Origin of the sequence: Paenibacillus chibensis, from assembly GCF_004001045.1 — a bacterium.
GTDB lineage: Bacteria > Bacillota > Bacilli > Paenibacillales > Paenibacillaceae > Paenibacillus_AQ > Paenibacillus_AQ chibensis.
The window spans coordinates 164,401-181,250 of record NZ_BIMK01000004.1 but is presented as its reverse complement, the minus strand read 5'-3'; the positions used below and the strand labels follow the sequence as shown (position 1 = coordinate 181,250).

At 52.3% G+C, this 16,850-nt stretch carries 16 protein-coding genes; 6 read left to right on the top strand and 10 right to left on the bottom strand.

Annotated features, from left to right (window positions below):
- Positions 1-7: 7 nt before the first annotated feature.
- Complete coding sequence (locus PCH05_RS04660) at positions 8-778, bottom strand: DODA-type extradiol aromatic ring-opening family dioxygenase (protein WP_127601159.1); 771 nt, start codon at positions 776-778, stop codon at positions 8-10.
- A gap of 41 nt (positions 779-819) precedes the next feature.
- A complete protein-coding gene (locus PCH05_RS04655) occupies positions 820-1,227 on the bottom strand; it encodes a DoxX family protein (RefSeq protein WP_127601157.1) in 408 nt (135 codons plus the stop codon).
- A gap of 150 nt (positions 1,228-1,377) precedes the next feature.
- Here PCH05_RS04655 and PCH05_RS04650 point away from each other — a divergent pair, with 150 nt between their 5' ends.
- Positions 1,378-1,929 carry a helix-turn-helix domain-containing protein gene (locus PCH05_RS04650; RefSeq protein WP_127601155.1) on the top strand — a complete coding sequence of 184 codons (552 nt, stop codon included), beginning with the start codon at positions 1,378-1,380 and terminating at the stop codon, positions 1,927-1,929.
- Between the two features lie 75 nt (positions 1,930-2,004).
- On the opposite strand, the gene PCH05_RS04645 is transcribed toward PCH05_RS04650, so the two are convergent.
- The 4 genes from PCH05_RS04645 to PCH05_RS04630 form a co-directional block, all read right to left on the bottom strand.
- Complete coding sequence (locus PCH05_RS04645) at positions 2,005-4,149, bottom strand: glycoside hydrolase family 36 protein (RefSeq protein ID WP_246049358.1); 2,145 nt, start codon at positions 4,147-4,149, stop codon at positions 2,005-2,007.
- Positions 4,150-4,252: 103 nt separating this feature from the next.
- Positions 4,253-5,572: an ABC transporter substrate-binding protein gene (locus tag PCH05_RS04640; protein WP_127601153.1), complete on the bottom strand. Its 1,320-nt coding sequence runs from the start codon at positions 5,570-5,572 to the stop codon at positions 4,253-4,255.
- A gap of 146 nt (positions 5,573-5,718) precedes the next feature.
- Positions 5,719-7,362, bottom strand: coding sequence for a response regulator (locus PCH05_RS04635; RefSeq protein ID WP_127601151.1), 1,644 nt, complete (start codon positions 7,360-7,362; stop codon positions 5,719-5,721).
- Entirely contained in the window at positions 7,355-9,187 is a 1,833-nt protein-coding gene (locus PCH05_RS04630; protein ID WP_127601149.1) for a sensor histidine kinase, read from the bottom strand. Before PCH05_RS04630 ends, PCH05_RS04635 begins: the two co-directional genes overlap by 8 nt.
- Positions 9,188-9,399: 212 nt before the next feature.
- Between PCH05_RS04630 and PCH05_RS04625 the strand changes: the two genes are divergently transcribed.
- Both PCH05_RS04625 and PCH05_RS04620 read left to right on the top strand, forming a co-directional pair.
- Positions 9,400-10,284 carry a carbohydrate ABC transporter permease gene (locus PCH05_RS04625; protein WP_174806230.1) on the top strand — a complete coding sequence of 295 codons (885 nt, stop codon included), beginning with the start codon at positions 9,400-9,402 and terminating at the stop codon, positions 10,282-10,284.
- Positions 10,284-11,114 (top strand): carbohydrate ABC transporter permease, encoded by an 831-nt coding sequence (locus PCH05_RS04620; protein ID WP_127601145.1) that lies wholly within the window; start codon positions 10,284-10,286, stop codon positions 11,112-11,114. The genes PCH05_RS04625 and PCH05_RS04620 overlap by 1 nt, the downstream gene beginning before the upstream one ends.
- A gap of 97 nt (positions 11,115-11,211) precedes the next feature.
- Here PCH05_RS04620 and PCH05_RS27975 read toward each other — a convergent pair whose 3' ends face one another.
- Genes PCH05_RS27975 through PCH05_RS04610 form a run of 3 tightly spaced genes read right to left on the bottom strand, consistent with a single transcriptional unit; the run spans position 11,212 to position 13,009 of the window.
- Positions 11,212-11,775, bottom strand: a complete 564-nt coding sequence (locus tag PCH05_RS27975) for a GGDEF domain-containing protein (RefSeq protein WP_307719506.1) — start codon at positions 11,773-11,775, stop codon at positions 11,212-11,214.
- Positions 11,721-12,200, bottom strand: coding sequence for a PAS domain-containing protein (locus PCH05_RS27970; protein ID WP_307719505.1), 480 nt, complete (start codon positions 12,198-12,200; stop codon positions 11,721-11,723). The genes PCH05_RS27975 and PCH05_RS27970 overlap by 55 nt, the downstream gene beginning before the upstream one ends.
- Positions 12,200-13,009 carry an alpha/beta fold hydrolase gene (locus PCH05_RS04610; protein WP_127601143.1) on the bottom strand — a complete coding sequence of 270 codons (810 nt, stop codon included), beginning with the start codon at positions 13,007-13,009 and terminating at the stop codon, positions 12,200-12,202. The genes PCH05_RS27970 and PCH05_RS04610 overlap by 1 nt, the downstream gene beginning before the upstream one ends.
- A 256-nt stretch (positions 13,010-13,265) precedes the next feature.
- Between PCH05_RS04610 and PCH05_RS04605 the strand changes: the two genes are divergently transcribed.
- From PCH05_RS04605 to PCH05_RS04595, 3 genes are all read left to right on the top strand, one after another.
- Positions 13,266-13,601: a DUF4234 domain-containing protein gene (locus PCH05_RS04605; protein WP_127601141.1), complete on the top strand. Its 336-nt coding sequence runs from the start codon at positions 13,266-13,268 to the stop codon at positions 13,599-13,601.
- Positions 13,582-13,989 carry a DUF2752 domain-containing protein gene (locus PCH05_RS04600; RefSeq protein WP_127601139.1) on the top strand — a complete coding sequence of 136 codons (408 nt, stop codon included), beginning with the start codon at positions 13,582-13,584 and terminating at the stop codon, positions 13,987-13,989. Before PCH05_RS04605 ends, PCH05_RS04600 begins: the two co-directional genes overlap by 20 nt.
- Before the next feature lie 244 nt (positions 13,990-14,233).
- Entirely contained in the window at positions 14,234-15,151 is a 918-nt protein-coding gene (locus PCH05_RS04595; protein WP_127601137.1) for an aldo/keto reductase, read from the top strand.
- A gap of 120 nt (positions 15,152-15,271) precedes the next feature.
- On the opposite strand, the gene PCH05_RS04590 is transcribed toward PCH05_RS04595, so the two are convergent.
- On the bottom strand, positions 15,272-16,660 hold the full coding sequence (locus PCH05_RS04590; RefSeq protein ID WP_127601135.1) for a sugar porter family MFS transporter: 1,389 nt from the start codon (positions 16,658-16,660) through the stop codon (positions 15,272-15,274).
- Positions 16,661-16,850: the final 190 nt, after the last annotated feature.

The window sequence follows — 16,850 nt, the reverse complement described above, 5'->3', positions numbered from 1 at the left end:
TTTTATATTAGTTGAATTGCCAACAGCTCAAGCTCAAATTGCCGTACTGATAGCTGCGATGAAGCAGCTGTGCCTGCCGGTTCGCATCCCCGGAGCCCATAGCAATCAACAGCGGAACGAAATGCTCGCTCGTCGGAACCGCCATCCGGGCATAAGGGGCAAGCTCCTCATATTGGAACAATGCCTCCGTGTCCCATGCCTCAAGCTTGCTCTCCAGCCATTGATCGAAGGCTCCCGCCCATTCATCCACGCCCTGCGCGCGCCAATTGACGCTCCGCAGGTTATGGACGGTCCCGCCGCTGCCGATGATCAGCACATCCTGCTCTCTCAGCTCAGACAGCGCTTTTCCGATTTCATACTGCTGCTCATTCGTCAAATCGCGGTTTACGGATAAGGCTACGACCGGAATATCCGCATCCGGGTAGATCAGCTTGAGCACCGCCCAAGCCCCGTGATCGAGTCCTCTCTCCCCATCGAGCCGGCTTGGTATGCCGTGTTTCGCAAACAACGATTGAATTTGCTCGCTTAACGGACGATCCCCTGGAGCCGGATACGTCATCCGGTACAGCTCATCCTGAAACCCGCCAAAATCATAGATCGTGCTGTACCGGTCCACGGAGCTGACCGTTTGCACCTGCTCCTCCCAATGGGCGGAAAAGATCACAATGGCTTTCGGCTGCAGCAGCTTTGCCGCAAATTGCTTCAATAAATCCGTATACGCATGCTCTTCGAGCACGAGCGATGGCGCCCCATGCGCAAAAAAGAAAGATGGCATCATATTCATATCACTCCTTATCGATGGTTCATTTTCGCTTATGATTACGCCGAACGGCGTTTGTTAAAAATAAGATGATCAAGCGACAAAGCAGCCGGACCGGATGCCAGCAAATAAATGGAAATAAGGACCAGGCTCAGCTCAAGCTCATAGCCGGCTGCTTGATCGTGCCCAAGCAATCCGGAGGACAGCTTCACGGTTACAATCGCGCCGAGCATAAGTACAATGAACAGCGCCGACACCACGCGGGTAAACAACCCGACGATGAGCAGAATTCCCCCGGCAAGCTCCACAAAAGCAGCCACGTAAGCCATGAAGCCAGGCACGCCCATCGAGCTGAACCATGCTTCCACATTGCCGAGGCCCATTTGCAGCTTGCTGATGCCGTGAGCCAGAAATATAATGCCAAGCACCACCCGCAATAAGGTCGGTACCCCTATATGTTTGATCATTGCATTCACTCCATCCCTAAAATATAAGTAATAATAAAATAAATTCTATATAAGTAATTTAACGCGCCGCTTGCTGGCATGTCAACAGGAAATTTGTTAATATAAATATTAATTCAGTATTACAAATATTTTTAGAGGACGCGTGAATCCATGGATATCGGCTCCAACATCCGGGCGATCCGGAAACGAAAAAACATTACGATAGCGCAAATATGCGAGGAAACCGGCCTGTCCCAGGGCTTTCTAAGCCAGGTTGAGACCAACAAAACCTCGCCTTCCATCGCTACTTTAGAACATATCGCGCAGGCGCTGAAGGTTCCCTTGGCTTATTTGCTTCTTAAAAAGGAAGAACGCATGCATATCGTCCGCAAAGAGGAGCGGAAGGTAACGACCAGCGGCTCGCAGCAGCTGAAAGTCGAGCATCTCAGTTCCACGAAGAACGTGAAGATGATGCTGGTGGAGGTTCCTCCCGGCGCTTCGACCGGAGACGCCCCGCATGCGCATGAAGGCGAAGAGGTTCATGTTGTCATCAAAGGTAGGGTCTATGCCGAGCAGGGAGAGGATTCCGCCGAGTTCGGCGAAGGAGATTCTTTTGCGTGGAATGCCTGCACGCCTCATTTCGTGAAAAATATCGGGGATGAGCTGGCGATCATTCTGATATCGGTCTACACCGAGTCCGAGCAGCCAGTCGATTATTTATAGGACGTTAGACCGCTTCGAATCCAAAAAAGCTCCTCCCCTTTAGGGGAAGAGCTTTTTTGGATGAAGAAACGGCGCTTACCGTACGCTTTTCACATGAATTTCAAACAATCTGGCCGTTTGGGTCGCCGGCAGCGTCACTTCCAGTTCGCCTGCGCCAGGCTGCCAACGGTATTCAACCGGCATGTCCAGTGGATACGCGCAGCGGACCGCCAGGTCCTCCCCCTTGAGGGATGGCAGGGGCAATGAAACTGTAGCAGGCTGCGCCTCCTGATAATTTATGCGGCCTCGCACGCGCCAAACGGCCAGGTACAAGCGTTCATCCCGGCGCAGGCCAAGGCTTACCCATTCGTCCTCCGCTGCAGGCAGACCGAGCGGCCAGAACGGAAGAGCTTCCGGAATGTCGCTGCGGATTTGCTTGTAATAGTCCAGCGCTTCCTTCACCAGCTCTCTCCGGCGGGGACTCAGCTCGGCGAGATGTCCGCTTTGATGGACGCGAAGCAGCAGCGCGTTCACCATGTTGAAGACCACTTCCTCGTCATCGCCTTCGCGAAGCGGATAGGACCATACGGCGGATTGTTCCGGCGTGAGCGCCGAAGGCGACGCGGCGGCAATAGCCGCGTAGTTCACGTAATTCTCCTGATCACTCGTGGACTGAATGCTGTAGCGGCTCAGCATGGCATAGTCCATCCGCATGCCTCCGCTTGAGCAATTCTCGATCACGAGATCGGGGTAACAGTCAAAGATTGAATCAAGCCAGCTCAGGTAGGCGCGGTTATGCTGAAGCAGGCCGTCGCCGAAGCTGTCCGCGTCCGTCTCCGTGCCGATTCCGGCATTGATATTGTAATCCATTTTAATGTACCCGACGCCGTAGTCCTCGACCAGGCGGCGAATCACTTCGTTCGCATGCGCCACGACTGCCGGATTCCGGTAATCCAGCTGGTAACGGCTTCGATCCTTCACTCTGCGGCCATGTCGCATAAAAAACCAGCTGTCGTCTGTTTCGGCAAGCTTCGGGCTATTGATGCCCATGACTTCAAGCTCGAGCCACAGGCCGGGGACCATCCCTTTGCTGCGGACATAATCCAGAACAATTTTAATCCCCCCCGGGAAGCGTTCCTCAGACGGCAGCCACTCCCCGACGCCGTCCCACCATTCACCCGGAGCATACCAGCCTGCATCGATGCAGAAGTATTCGCACCCGGCCTCGGCCGCAGCATCGATCAACGGCAGCAGCTTTTCGGTCGTCGGACTTCCCCAAAGACAGTTCATGTAGTCATTGAAAATGACCTTGAGCGTACGATTATCTTCATTTAAGCGCCGGATCTTCCTCCGGTATTTCGTCAGCTCACCGGCTGCTTCCTGGAATCCGCCCTGTACCGATCCGACCGCAACCGGAACACCTTCGAACTCTTCGCCTGGCTGAAGCTCGATCCACCAATGATTGTCATGCTCGGTCGGCCCGCTGACAAGCAAGGTAAGGAAATCGCTCTGATCGATGATCTCCCAATGCCATGAGCCATTATGCTCGATCTGCCAGAATAGGGTGCTTCCATCCTCCTCATTCTCCAGTACTGCCATCGGAATGTGCTCGGCGGCAGACCACGAGCCTGTGTTGCTGCAGGAAATCCGTTTGGATGTACGGTCAGTTAAATGGGATAAGCCCAGCTCAGGTAGACGGTAGGATCTCCATTGCAGCTCGCTCTGCCAGCCGGTATGCGGCAGATGCAGCTTCATTTTCTCGCCGCGGTCCCTTACTCCTTCCTTATCCAGTCCCGTTAGCGCAAAAGAAGAGACATACTCGACTCCCAGCGGCCCCTCTCCCTCATGCTTCAGTACCGCCCAGGATCGGACGGTTTGAATGCCGTCATAGAACTGGAAATGCTGCACGGCTGTCAACAGGGTGGCCGGATCCTTGAGCCGGATCTCCAGCTTCCTTCCCATCCCATTCCGTTCATCGGTATATCCGTCATACTGCATACGCAGTCCCGGATAGGTCGCGCGGTGCGTCCTGCCGTGATATTCGTCCCGGTCCTCTCCGGCAACCTGCAGTTCCATCAGGCGAAAGAACGGCTTTTGCTTGCCATCAATACTCTTTTCATCCCATGCCTGCGCACCGAAGTGCAGCAGCAAAACGTCCTTCGCCTTCGTGATCTCCAGAACGAGATGCACGTTATTTTCCTCGATTCTGATGAATTCGGACATCATCACACCTGCCTTCATATGCGTGTTCCTTCTCTTCCATCCCATCATTAAGTCCTACAAAGCACCTTAACTCAGCACCGGCTGGTGCTGAGTTAAGGTGTGCATATAGCTCAGTGTAAGCTTATTCAGCAGATCCCAGCTGTACCCATGCTTTTTCGATATCGCTGACGGCTTGATCCTTCGATTCGCTGCCGCCAATATAAGATTGCATGATTTCACCGAATTTTTGATGGAACGTATCCAGCGAATAGTTGACCGAGAGGTCGCCGGATTTTTCCGTTTTCAGAATTTCCTCCATTTCCTTCGGCATATCAAGATCCGGAAGTGGGGCGTCCTTGATTGGTGGAATAACCTTGGCTACGCTGGAGAACCAGTTTTTACCGTAGTCGGAAGTGTACAGCCAGTTGAAGAATTCTACGGTTTCCTTCAGAACGGCGGAATCCTTGTTGATGCGAAGCGCTTGGTCAGCTCCGGTAATGATCATGGACTGTTCCGGCTTGTCGCTCACAGGATAACCCGCGATGCCGATTTGGATATCCGGGGAAATCTTCTTGATCGCTTCTTCATCCCATGCGCCTTTGCCGGTCATGAATGCGGCCTTGCCTGAAGCAAAATCGCTCACTTCGGCATTGCTGTCACGCTCCAGCGGTTTGTCCGTGCCGTGCTTGACCGTCAGGTCCACAAAGTCAAAGAAGTTGTTGTACAGTACCGGATAATCCTTGAATTTGGCTTCACCCTTAATAAATTTATCGACAAGTTCCTTGGAGCTTACGCCTGCGTCTTGAGCAGCCGCATTAATGAAATGCTGGAATTCATGCTTCCATACCCACCATTCTTTATACGCATTCGCGAATGGCGTGATGCCTTTGGCTTCCAGCTTCGTTACCGCGTCCTGCATTTCGGTCATGGTTTTGGGTACGGAGGTGACTCCGGCTTCTTCAAGCAGCTTCTTGTTGTAAATCAGAGCGAATAGATTGCCCTTGACCGGGAGGCCGAGCACTTTGCCGTCCGAGGAGCTCATGTTCGAACGTACGGCATCGGTCATGGCTGCCGCCAGCGGCTCATTGGTCAGATCGGCCGTATATTCCGCGAAGGTATCGATATCGCCGCCCGCTGTCGTTTGGAATACGTCCGGCGTGCTGCCGGCCGCAATTCTCGATTTCAATACGGTGTTATAGTCGGCTTGCATAATTTCCAGGTTAATCGTAACGTTAGGCTTCACTTTTTTGTATTCTGCGATGTAAGCGTTGAAAGCGTCTGTGTATTCCGGAGAAGCTGTGAACATGTTGATCGTCACTGGCTTGGAATCGTCGGTTGCGGTTTTTTCGCTGCCCTCCGTTCCGCTCGATGTGTTGTCATCCGTCTTGCTGCCTCCGCATGCGGACAGCAGTCCCATGATCAACACCAAACTGAAAGACAAGGCTAAAATTTTCTTTTTCATCCGTGTTCCCCCACCTTCTGTTCATGCTATCAAAATTGGATAAGAAGTATTACCTCTTGGCCTTATTGTATTGAAAACGCTTCATCATAAAAATGCAGATAAGTGAAGTAATGAGGGTAAAAAAGTGACGTGATCCTTTTTTCACTTCAGTGTTCCATTCTGCTGCTTCGGTATTCAGACGGTGAAATCGAGTAATAATTGCGGAACGCCTTGCTGAAATAGTTTTTATCTTTGTATCCCAGCATCTCCGAAATATCCTGGATTTTCAGACTCTGGTCATCCAGCAGCTGCCGGGCCTTGTCCATCCGGACCTTCTGCACGTATTCATGGATGCCGTAGCCGAAATGCTGCTTGAAGAGCTTCATCAGATACTCCCGGCTGAGATAATATTTTTCGGTGAACATGGAAATCTTAATGTCCTCAAAATAATGCTTGTCGATGTAATCCTTGATATCCGCGGCGTTAAACGGACGGTTACCCGCCATTTTCTTGCCGATCAGTTCGCCGTAACGCTCCAGGATGAGCATCAGCAGATGCTCGAATTCGTCAAATGTGGCAAAATCGGTCATCATGCCAAGGGAACGAAGTGCCCGTTCCCCGCCGGATGGCGGAATTTGATCTGCCGACACGCCCAACTCTAGCGCCATATCGTTGAACAGAACGGCAGCCTCATGAATCATTCGGTCGGCATCGCCCAGGCTGAAGGTTTCCGAGGTCTTGACCTTGGCCGTGAACTCGCTGAGAATCGTCCGCGCATGATGAAGGTTCCCAGCTTCCAGAGCGTTGCGGATCAACGGCATCCGGCTTGTCAGCGAATGAATGTCCCTTACGGCGGTTGGCTTATCGGAACTACCAGTCACGCCTTGCCCCTTCATCCGCAGCAGGTCCGTTTCCAGCAAGGCCGCTCTGGCCGCCTTGTAGGATTCGGCGATCCCTATCGGATCGCCGAAGCAAGGACCGACGCCGCCTGCCGCGATCATGCCAAACAAGCTGCCCAGATGGGCGACCGCCTGCTTGACCAGCTGTTCCAGACGGTACGTCCATTCCTGCGGGTACCCGCCTGACAGCGTATACACGGCAATCATTTCCCGCTCCTGTTTCGGATTAGCAAAGCTGAAGCATTGTACCCTGTCTGAGGACATGTCATTGATGACGTTCTCGACCGCAAAATAGAGCAGCTCGATATCCCGCTTGAAACGGCTGTCGCGGATGCTCTCAACATTCAGAATTCGCAGCACGATGGCGCCGAACTGCCGACCCTGCTTGTCCGCTCCGATCAGCGACAAAAACGCCGAGTGATTGTAGGGTTTAAAGCTGCCTTCAATGATGGAAAGGTACATTTTTTCCTTGAGCTTCGGAACGGACAGATTATAAGCGATATTGCGGCTGATGGATTCGTTTTGAAGCTGTCGCTTCGCCTCTATCACGTCGAAAGCCTTGTGCAGTGCCTCGTTCAATTCACGCCGATTGATCGGCTTCAACAAATAATCCGCTACCTTCGAATGGATTGCCTGTTTTGTGAATTCAAAATCGTTATATCCGCTGATGACGATCGTCATCATCTCCGGATACTCCTGCTCGATCACCCGCAGGAATTCGACGCCGTTCATCTCCGGCATCTTCATGTCTACCATCACCAGATCAGGCTGATGCTCCCCGATCATCTCCAAGCCCTCCTTACCGTTCGTAGCCTCGAAAACATCGCTGACCGAAAGCGCCTTCCAATCGCCCAGGATGGAAATCGCCTCGCGCAGCGGCTCCTCATCATCAATAATCAGTACTTTATACATAGCTGCCACCTCCCCGTGGTATGAACATGATCATCGTCGTTCCTCCGCCGCTGCTTTCGATCTGTAGCGCTGCCTCATCTCCGTACAGCAGCTTCAGCCGGGTATGGAGGTTCTTGAGGCCGATATTTTCACCCTCCTGGTCTTCCCATTCCGTCTGAAAAGACTTTAGAATTTGCGTCATCCGGGCTTCTTCGATGCCCGGGCCGTTGTCGTGAACGGATATGCGCGTGCGGGTATCCTCCGACTCGGCGCGGATCGTGATTTTAACGGGTCCCGATACCTTCTCTACCGCATGCTTAATGGAATTTTCGACCAGTGATTGGACGGACAGCTTCGGAATCAGTAAATCCTCCAGCGCCTGATCCCAATCAACAGACACCTCAAGCCGGCTGCCAAAACGCGCCTTTTGCAACGCCAAATAATGGTCAATATGCCTCAGTTCTTCTCTGGCGTAAACAATATCCTTGCTGCTGATACAATACCGGAGCGTCAGCGCCAGCGCATCCACCATATCCACCACCTCGTATTCCCCGCTTTTCAGCGCCTTGGTGGATATCGCCTGCAGGGCATTGTACAGGAAATGCGGGTTGATTTCGGCCTCCAACGCCTTGAGAATCGCGTTCTTTTCCACCAGCTTCATTTTGTAGCGTTCGTTGATGAGATCGTTCGTCCGGATCACCATCCGATTGAAATGCTGAGTCAAGTAAGCAATCTCATCCCGGCCCTTGACGGGTGCGGACGCATCAAACGTTCCTTCGCTAAATCGCTTCATTTGGTAAGCCAACTTATGCAGCGGCTTCGTGATGGCGTTCGAGATCAGCACGACCAGAATGATCGAGAGCACCAAGAAAATCAGGCCGATCATATAACTGAGATTCCTTGCCGTCTTGGCCGCCTCGTAGATATTGCTGTATGGGATCGGCTTGACCAGCTTCCAGCCATCCTTTTCTCCCACGTTGTAAACCACCAGGTATTTCGTTTCCTCCGGCCGCTTCGCGGTTAGTGTCATCGGCGCGTCCGGCGTGCTATCCCCGATCCGGCTCAGCCATCCATCGCTCTTGGCTTCCTTGAAGAATCCAAATTCATCCGCACGGAACGGGACATTGTCCGGATCCAGGAACAGCAAATGCTCACCCTTTTCAAACGGAATGTCCTGCATGATTTCATCGACGACCGACGGTTTCAGGTAAAAGGAAATGACCGCCTTGGGATCTTTCGTGGCGATTGATCTCAGCACCCGGTGATACGCCATAAAGCCCGGCTTCTCATTCGCGGCGTAGCCCGTCTGCTCCACCGGATCCAAAAAGGACTGGAACGACCGGTTGCGCGGACTCTTCATCGCCTGCTTGTACCAGCTTTGTTCGGGAATTCCGACCTCGTAGCTTACCCGAACCTTGATGTCGTAAGCCTCCTGGGTCACGGAATAATATTTGCCTTGATCAATCAGATATAAATAAATGCCGTTCAAATCGTGCCTGGAGTAAAACAGCTCCCTCAGATAATCCTCCAGATACATTTTGGAGGCATAATCCGATTCCTCGTTCACGATGGCGCGAATGGTCTCGTCATACCGCAGAGAGGGCAGAGACAACTGCTCGATGCCATCCAGGTAGTCCTCCAGCTTCTGGTTGATCAGCTTCAGATTGTTCGTGGTGCTAGCAATGCTGTTATTGACTGATTCCTTCTCAATCATCTGATAGGAAATGATCGTCAACGAGCCTACGACCAAAATAATTATGCTCGTAAACAGCAGGACCAGCTTATTGACCAGCCTCCTGGAGATTCGCTCCTTCAGCTGCATGAAAGCCTTTTTGACCGAACCCATTTTCTTGCACCCCCATCAGGGCGGCCTCTGTGCCGCTTATACGTACACTTATAGCACAATTTATTCGATTACGGCTATCTTTTGGCTTGAGTTCACCTTTTTACCCTTAACTGTTTATTTAAATCCATTTAGACGCCAAATCGGCTATTTTATAATGAACACAAGAAAGCGCATACCGCATTTAATCTGTCACGAAAAAGAGGTGCAAGATAATGAAACTCGGGAGAAAACGGGCTGAAAAGCTTGAATTTGGGATCTTCACCCTCCCCATCCTCATCAGCGTCATCGCAGTGTTCTACTACCCTTTCGTAATGACGATTCGCTACTCCCTGACCAAGTGGAACGGGATTTCCAAACATCCGAAATTCGTCGGGCTGGATAACTTCAAGCAGATTTTTCTTGGCGATACGAATTTCACGCACGCGACCTGGTTCACTGTAAAATATGCCATTTTGTATATCGTGCTCGTGAACGTGCTGGCGATTCTGTTGGCGCTCGTACTGGATATGAAGCTGAAATCAACGACCTGGCTCAGAGCGGCATTCTTCATTCCCTATATCCTCAGCCTCGTGATCGTCGGTTTTATCTGGAAGTTCATTTTCATGCAAGGCTTCGAATCGCTCGGTGTAAGCACGGGCTGGAGTATTTTCGGCCTCAGCTGGCTCGGCAAGCCGGGACTCGCTTTTATATCCGTCCTGCTCGTTTCGATCTGGCAGTCGATCGGCTTTTACCTGGTCATCTACATCGCCGGCCTGCAGTCGGTACCGGACGACTTGAAGGAAGCCGCTACCGTGGACGGAGCCGGACCCTTCCGCCGCTTCTTCAGCGTGACGCTGCCGCTGCTCGCGCCATCCATTACAATCTCGGTGTTCATGGCGCTCACCAACTCTATTAAGGTATTCGATGTGATTTTGTCCCTCACCGGAGGCGGCCCCGGCGGTACGACCTACAGCGTGGCCTATGATATTTACCGCGACACGTTCCAGAACAACCTGTACGGATACGGCACAGCCAAAGCGTTGATTCTGTTCGTAGCGGTCCTGATCATCACCATCATACAGCTCACGATCTTTAAACGCAGGGAGGTTGAGGCATAATGAGTAAAAAGAAAACCGGGCGCATCGTCCTAGAAGTCGTGATGATTCTCCTTTCGCTGGTGTTCTTGTATCCTCTCTTTCTGACGATCATCAACTCCTTCAAAACCTTTAAAGAAGTCATGACTGATGTTATTGCCCTGCCCCACTCGTTTACGTTTGAAAACTATACCTATGTATGGAAGTTCATCAACTATCCGCGGTTGTTCCTGAACAACACGATCGTGACCGTGCTGGGCCTTGTCGGTATCATTCTCATTTCTTCGATCGCTGCCTATAAACTTGCCCGGACCAAATCCCGCACAAGCCTTGTCATTTATTTTCTCTGTATTATGCCGATGCTTATTCCATTTCAGTCGATCATGCTCACGGTCATGCAGATGGCCAAGTCACTGAATCTCTCCGACAGCACCTGGGGACTCGGCATTCTGTACTGGGGCTTTGGCGCACCGCTTGCGCTGTTCATCTATCACGGATTTGTGAAGGGGATTCCGAAGGAAATCGACGAGAGCGCGACCATTGACGGCGCTTCCGGCTTCCGGCTGTTCTTCAGTGTGATTTTCCCGCTGTTGAAATCCGTTACGACAACGATCGTCATCATCGACGTGATGTGGATCTGGAACGATTTCCTGCTACCGTTATTGATGGTCAACGGCTCGCCGTCCACCAAAACACTGACGCTGGCCGCTTATACCTTCGTCGGACAATATACGTCCGATTGGCAGTATGCAATGACTGCCATGGTGATGGCCGTACTGCCTTCCATCATCGTGTTTATTTTCCTGCAAAAATACATCGTCAAAGGCGTGGTCGCCGGCGCGGTCAAAGGTTGATTGGCACAGCAGTCGTCATTTAGCAGGCCTTGTAAAACAAAAACCCGGAAAGCCTATCTCCTGCGGGAGAAACGCCTTCCGGGTTTATTCGATTTCTTCAACGCTTCACATCCTCGATATGCGTGACGCGGTTTCTGCCGTTTTCTTTGGAGGCATACAGCGCCTCATCGGCTTTTTTCAGCAGGGAAGCTCCCGAATCATCCGGATTTACCGTCGCGATTCCCGAGCTCACCGTAATGCTGCCGATCGGCCAGACGGTCTCGATGACGGCGATTCGCAAGCGTTCAGCTATTTTGCTGGACTGGGCGGCATCCGTATGAGGCAGAATGAGCACGAATTCTTCTCCGCCCAGCCGTGCGGCCGTATCCTCGCTGCGGGCATGGATGGTGAGGGTTTTCGCGAGCTTCTCCAGGACCTCGTCGCCCATCTGATGTCCCCAGGTATCGTTCACTTGCTTGAAATGATCAATATCGATAATAACCAACGAAAATGCTTGTCCGGTCTCATGATACCGATGCAGCTGCTCGTCCAGCTTTTCCTGGAAGTATCTGCGGTTTTTGAGACCTGTCAGCTTGTCCGTCACCGACAGCTCCACAAGCATGGCGTTCATCTCCATGAGCTCGGATTGTTTCCGCTCAATTTCCTTGTGGATTTGCTCCAACTTCGCCAGTGCCTGCTCCTTCTGACGATACGCATCTTCAATTTGCTTCTTCGCGGTGCGGAGTTCCTGTTCGTAATCAATGCGTTTTTCATTTGGACGAGTACACAATCGATCACTTCGACGCCGTCGTCCTCGAAGCGTCTTCCGTTTAATATAAACGGAACCGTCTGCTTTTGTTTGTCCTTCAGGCTGATAAACAGCTCCTCCACCCGTCCGTTCAGATTGATCTGCGGATAGAAATAAGAATGGAATATCAGCTTGTTCGCCGTCGACATGATCGACTCCAAATGCTTGTGCAGCAATTCCTCGGCCACATACCCCATCAAGTCCAGGAACGTCTGGTTCACGTCCGTGACGATCCCTTCATGCGTAATGGAAACATAGCCGCAAGGGGCATATTTTAATCGTTCATCCATCTTCGTCATCAGCCAAGGCTCACTCCAAGAAACTCATAAATGTCCCGGATCGTTTCCTCAGGATGGCTGATATGCGGATAATGGCCCTTAGCCTCCATCAGGCGCAGCGTGCTGTTCTTCAAATGCTTGTGCAGATACTCTCCAACCTGGATCGGAACGATGCTGTCGTCGGAGCACTGCAGGATCAGCGTCGGAACCGTCGCTTTCGGCAGCTCCTGGCGGTGATCCGACATAAAGGTAACCTCCGCGAATTCCCGCGCGATGACCGGATCCCCCGAGATAAAGCTCCGTTCCAGCTCCTTCGTGAGTCCCGGCGACTCCGGCGCATTCATCGCCAGCGGAGCTAAAAAGCTGGCCCAGCCCGCAAAATTCATCTCCATCATATCCAGCAGCTCGTCGATGTCGCTGCGTTCGAATCCGCCGAAATACTGATCCCCGTCGTTGAGGTAACGTGGAGACGGCCCAATCATGATCAATTGATCAAAAGCGTCCGGACGCTCGATGGATGCCAGCATCCCGATCATCGAACTAACGGAATGGCCGATAAATGTAACCCGTTCGAGCTTCAACATATCTATAATATCCAGCACATCCTGCACATAACCGCGAAAGGTGCCGTATTTTTCCGATGTATAGGCGGCAAGATCCGAATTTCCCGATCCTACATAATCAAATAAAACGATGCGAAAATGCTGCTCGAACGATGGCGTTATATATTTCCACATGCTCTGATCGCAACCGAATCCATGCGCAAACACAACGGTGCGTTCTCCTTCGCCCACGACCTTGACGTTATTGCGTGCTGCAACATCAATCATTTCCTATAACTCCCTTTATGATTAGCTTTCCCTTCATTCTGAAGGGAGCGGGTGGAAATTTCAAGAGAATTCGGTCATGCTTTCCTTTCCACTTCCGTATGAAGGTTGGCAGAATTCACGAAATGTTATCAAATGTAATTATTTACCTTGCCAATAGATTCATGGGCTTATACGATGATATTGTCAAATTTGGACAATTATTGTCGGTTTCAGATCCATATTTGGCAAGAAAATAAAATCGGACGGTGCCCCATTCATGACTCAGAGAAACATTGTATTAGCTATCATTTTAACGCTCATCACCTGCGGACTATACGGAATCTACTGGTTTATCGTATTGACCGATGAAGTCGGCCAATTGAGCGGGGATCCAGACTTTACGGGTCTCAAGCATTTCCTTTTGACCTTGATTACTTGCGGCATTTGGGGATTCATCTGGGCTTACCAGATCGGCCAGCATGTAGCATTTGCCCAAAGCCGGCGCGGTTTACGCGCTACTGACAACGCTATTCTGTACGTCATCCTCAATTTGTTCGGTCTAAGCATCGTCACGTATGCCATGGTTCAAAACGATGTCAACAATCTCGTATAAGCACCCGGAACCAAAGAAGCGCTCCCCGCTGTTCAAGGGAGCCATCCTGGCTGCCGCAGGCTTAATCTATTTCAAGGCATGGGTTCCGCTGACCGGCATCACCGTTCCTTGCCCTTTTCATGCCGTAACGGGATGGTACTGTCCGGGATGCGGAATCACGCGGGCTATTCTATCCTTGCTGCACCTGGACTGGGTTCAGGCTTTCCGGTATAATCCGCTGGTATTTGTACTGGCGCCCATGTACGTGGTCTATGCCGTTACCCACAAGAAAGGCATGCGGCGCTTCAGCCAGATCTTGATGGCATTCATGCTGGTCATGTCGCTGGCGTTCGGCTTGCTGAGGAATTTCCCTATGTTCGCCTTCATGGCGCCGACGGTTTTGCCATAGCCAAAGACCGTTCCTTTTGAGGAACGGTCTTTGCTTTTACCGAATGTCGCTTTGGCGGCGCGTACTCCATGAACTGGCGGCTCGCAGCTGGAGGAAACCTAAGGAACGCAGGAATTTCCCCGAAAACGTTTCAATTTCTGGCTCCGCCGTATTGAAACAGGCCACAGCCTGTGCAACAATAGACATAGGCAGCGCGATAATTGCCGCCATAACAGACTACTTATAAAATCGGAGGTACATAGGCATGAGAACGATCAAGCTGGGCACCAGCACGCTCGAGGTTCCTGTTGTTGCAGTAGGCTGCATGCGCATCGAGTCTTTGGATCTGCAGCAGACGGAACGCTTCATCCAGACTTCGCTTGAAATAGGAGCCAATTTCTTCGACCATGCGGATATTTACGGGGGAGGCAAATCCGAGGAACGCTTCGCGGAAGCCATTCATATGAACCCAAGCGTCCGCGAGAAGATGATGATCCAGTCCAAATGCGGCATTCGTCCAGGTATGTTCGATTTCTCCAAGGAGCATATCCTGAATTCCGTGGACGGCATCCTGAAACGGCTGCAGACCGATTATCTCGACGTCCTGCTGCTGCATCGTCCGGATACGCTCGTCGAGCCCGAAGAAGTGGCTGAGGCGTTCGATCAGCTGGAAAGCTCCGGCAAAGTGCGTCATTTTGGCGTCTCCAACCAAAATCCAATGCAGATCCAGCTGCTGAAAAAGCATGTGAAGCAGCCGCTTGTCGCCAATCAGCTGCAGCTCAGCATCACGAACACAACCATGATCTCGCAGGGCTTCAACGTGAACATGGAGAACGATGCGGCCGCGAACCGCGACGGCAGCATACTCGACTTCTGCAGACTGCATGACATCACCATTCAGCCTTGGTCCCCGTTCCAATATGGATTTTTCGAGGGCGTGTTCCTCGGTAACGATAAATTCCCTGAGCTGAACCAAAAGATCGATGAGGTCGCAGCGAAATACGGCGTCAGCAACACCACGATCGCCATCGCCTGGCTGCTCCGCCATCCGGCGAACATGCAGCCGGTTATCGGCACCATGAACATCGAACGCCTGAAGGATTGCTGCAAAGCAGCCGACATCCGCCTCACGCGGGAAGAATGGTACGATATCTACCGTTCGGCAGGCAATATCCTTCCATAAACGGACAAGCAAAAAGCACCCATTCGGGTGCTTTTTTTGGCTTTAATGCTTTATCTATACCCAACCGGCAGGTCACAGCCAGGAGGCTTTCCCACTACGCTTACCGGCTTCTTGGAATCATTATGCTTTATTCGCCGTCCACAACGCTTCCATATCCTCCAGCGATTTGCCTTTGGTTTCCGGAATGACCCGCCATGTAAACAGGACGGTGACGAGCGACATGATGCCGAAAAGTCCGAACGTCACGGCCGGGCCGGCAGACGCCAGCATCGGCGGAAAAGCTTGGGACACGACATAGTCGGCAGCCCACAGCGCCATGGAGGCGATCGAGGTTGCGATGCCGCGGACGCGGTTCGGGAAGATCTCGGAAATGATGACCCAGACGACCGGTCCGAGCGAAACGGCAAAGGCGGCGACGTAAATCAGGATAAAGATGAGCACGAGCGGTCCAGACGTATGGCCCGTTTGGAAGGCGATGCCGATCACGGCCAGACATATTGTCATCGCAGCCGAGCCGGTCAGCAGAAGCGCCTTACGGCCCACTTTGTCGATCAGCCAAATAGCCAAAATTGTGAACAGGAAGTTGATCAGGCCGACCAGAATCGTCTGAATCAGCGCCGCGTTCGTGCCCGCTCCGGTTTCTTTGAAGATTTCAGGCGCATAATACATGACGGCATTGATTCCCGTCACCTGCTGCAGGATCGCCAAGCCGACGCCGACAACCATCGCCATCCGGAGACCCGGCTTGAACAATTGGCGGAGCGTTCCCTTCTCCTGCTTGAACGATTCTTTGATGTCCAGCACTTCCTGTTTCGCCAGCTCCTCGCCGTGGATCTTCAGCAAGATCGGCAGCGATTCGGCTGCGCGGCCCTGCTTGATAAGCCACCGCGGGCTCTCCGGCACCAGGAACAGAAGCACCAGAAAAACGACCCCCGGCAGAATGCCTGCGGCGAACATCCAGCGCCAAGCGGTGGAAATATCCCAAGCATCGTCGCCAAGCCCCGAAATCCACAGGTTGACGAAATATACGAGAAAAATGCCGGTGACGGTGGCGAGCTGGTTCAGCGCAACCAAGCGTCCCCGATATTTGGCGGGAGCGATCTCCGCATTATAGAGCGGGCAAAGCGTCGACGTGATGCCGATGCCGATGCCGCCGATCATCCGGGCGATGATGAAGCCGCTGAATGTATCGGGAATCGCCGAACCGAGCGATCCGAGAATGAAGAGGATCGCGGCCGTGATGAGGATTTTTTTGCGGCCGAACTTGTCGCTCAGCATGCCGGTGCTCAGCGCGCCGACGATGCAGCCGATAATCAGGCTGGACACCGCCCAGCCGACCTCGAATTCGCTTAAATTAAAGCGGTCCTTCATGAATCCGACGGCACCCGACACCACGGCGGTATCGAAGCCGAACAACAGGCCGCCGAGCGCGGCCACGATCGAAACCAGCGTAACGAACTTCATGCTGATCTGCTGCTGGCCGTTTAATTCTTGTATGTTTGAGCTCATCATAGGATGCTCCTTCTAAGCTAGTATTGGCAGTCCGAGGATGCGGCATGTCCCGAATCCTCCGAATCTGAACATATTGTAGCATGGCCCCGGCGGCTTCTTGCGGGGCAATCCCTTCACTAATTTGCGTTATGGCAGCATAAAATTGCCTCCGTCAACCGCCCGGCCGCTCCCGGCCTGCGGACTAGCA

Excerpts from the sequence above, each read along its gene's own strand:
- PCH05_RS04660 (WP_127601159.1), bottom strand. The coding sequence starts at position 778 with ATGATGCCATCTTTCTTTTTTGCGCATGGGGCGCCATCGCTCGTGCTC.
- PCH05_RS04655 (WP_127601157.1), bottom strand. The coding sequence starts at position 1,227 with ATGATCAAACATATAGGGGTACCGACCTTATTGCGGGTGGTGCTTGGC.
- PCH05_RS04650 (WP_127601155.1), top strand. The coding sequence starts at position 1,378 with ATGGATATCGGCTCCAACATCCGGGCGATCCGGAAACGAAAAAACATT.
- PCH05_RS04645 (WP_246049358.1), bottom strand. The coding sequence starts at position 4,149 with ATGAAGGCAGGTGTGATGATGTCCGAATTCATCAGAATCGAGGAAAAT.
- PCH05_RS04640 (WP_127601153.1), bottom strand. The coding sequence starts at position 5,572 with ATGAAAAAGAAAATTTTAGCCTTGTCTTTCAGTTTGGTGTTGATCATG.
- PCH05_RS04635 (WP_127601151.1), bottom strand. The coding sequence starts at position 7,362 with ATGTATAAAGTACTGATTATTGATGATGAGGAGCCGCTGCGCGAGGCG.
- PCH05_RS04630 (WP_127601149.1), bottom strand. The coding sequence starts at position 9,187 with ATGGGTTCGGTCAAAAAGGCTTTCATGCAGCTGAAGGAGCGAATCTCC.
- PCH05_RS04625 (WP_174806230.1), top strand. The coding sequence starts at position 9,400 with ATGAAACTCGGGAGAAAACGGGCTGAAAAGCTTGAATTTGGGATCTTC.
- PCH05_RS04620 (WP_127601145.1), top strand. The coding sequence starts at position 10,284 with ATGAGTAAAAAGAAAACCGGGCGCATCGTCCTAGAAGTCGTGATGATT.
- PCH05_RS27970 (WP_307719505.1), bottom strand. The coding sequence starts at position 12,200 with ATGACGAAGATGGATGAACGATTAAAATATGCCCCTTGCGGCTATGTT.
- PCH05_RS04610 (WP_127601143.1), bottom strand. The coding sequence starts at position 13,009 with ATGATTGATGTTGCAGCACGCAATAACGTCAAGGTCGTGGGCGAAGGA.
- PCH05_RS04605 (WP_127601141.1), top strand. The coding sequence starts at position 13,266 with ATGACTCAGAGAAACATTGTATTAGCTATCATTTTAACGCTCATCACC.
- PCH05_RS04600 (WP_127601139.1), top strand. The coding sequence starts at position 13,582 with ATGTCAACAATCTCGTATAAGCACCCGGAACCAAAGAAGCGCTCCCCG.
- PCH05_RS04595 (WP_127601137.1), top strand. The coding sequence starts at position 14,234 with ATGAGAACGATCAAGCTGGGCACCAGCACGCTCGAGGTTCCTGTTGTT.
- PCH05_RS04590 (WP_127601135.1), bottom strand. The coding sequence starts at position 16,660 with ATGAGCTCAAACATACAAGAATTAAACGGCCAGCAGCAGATCAGCATG.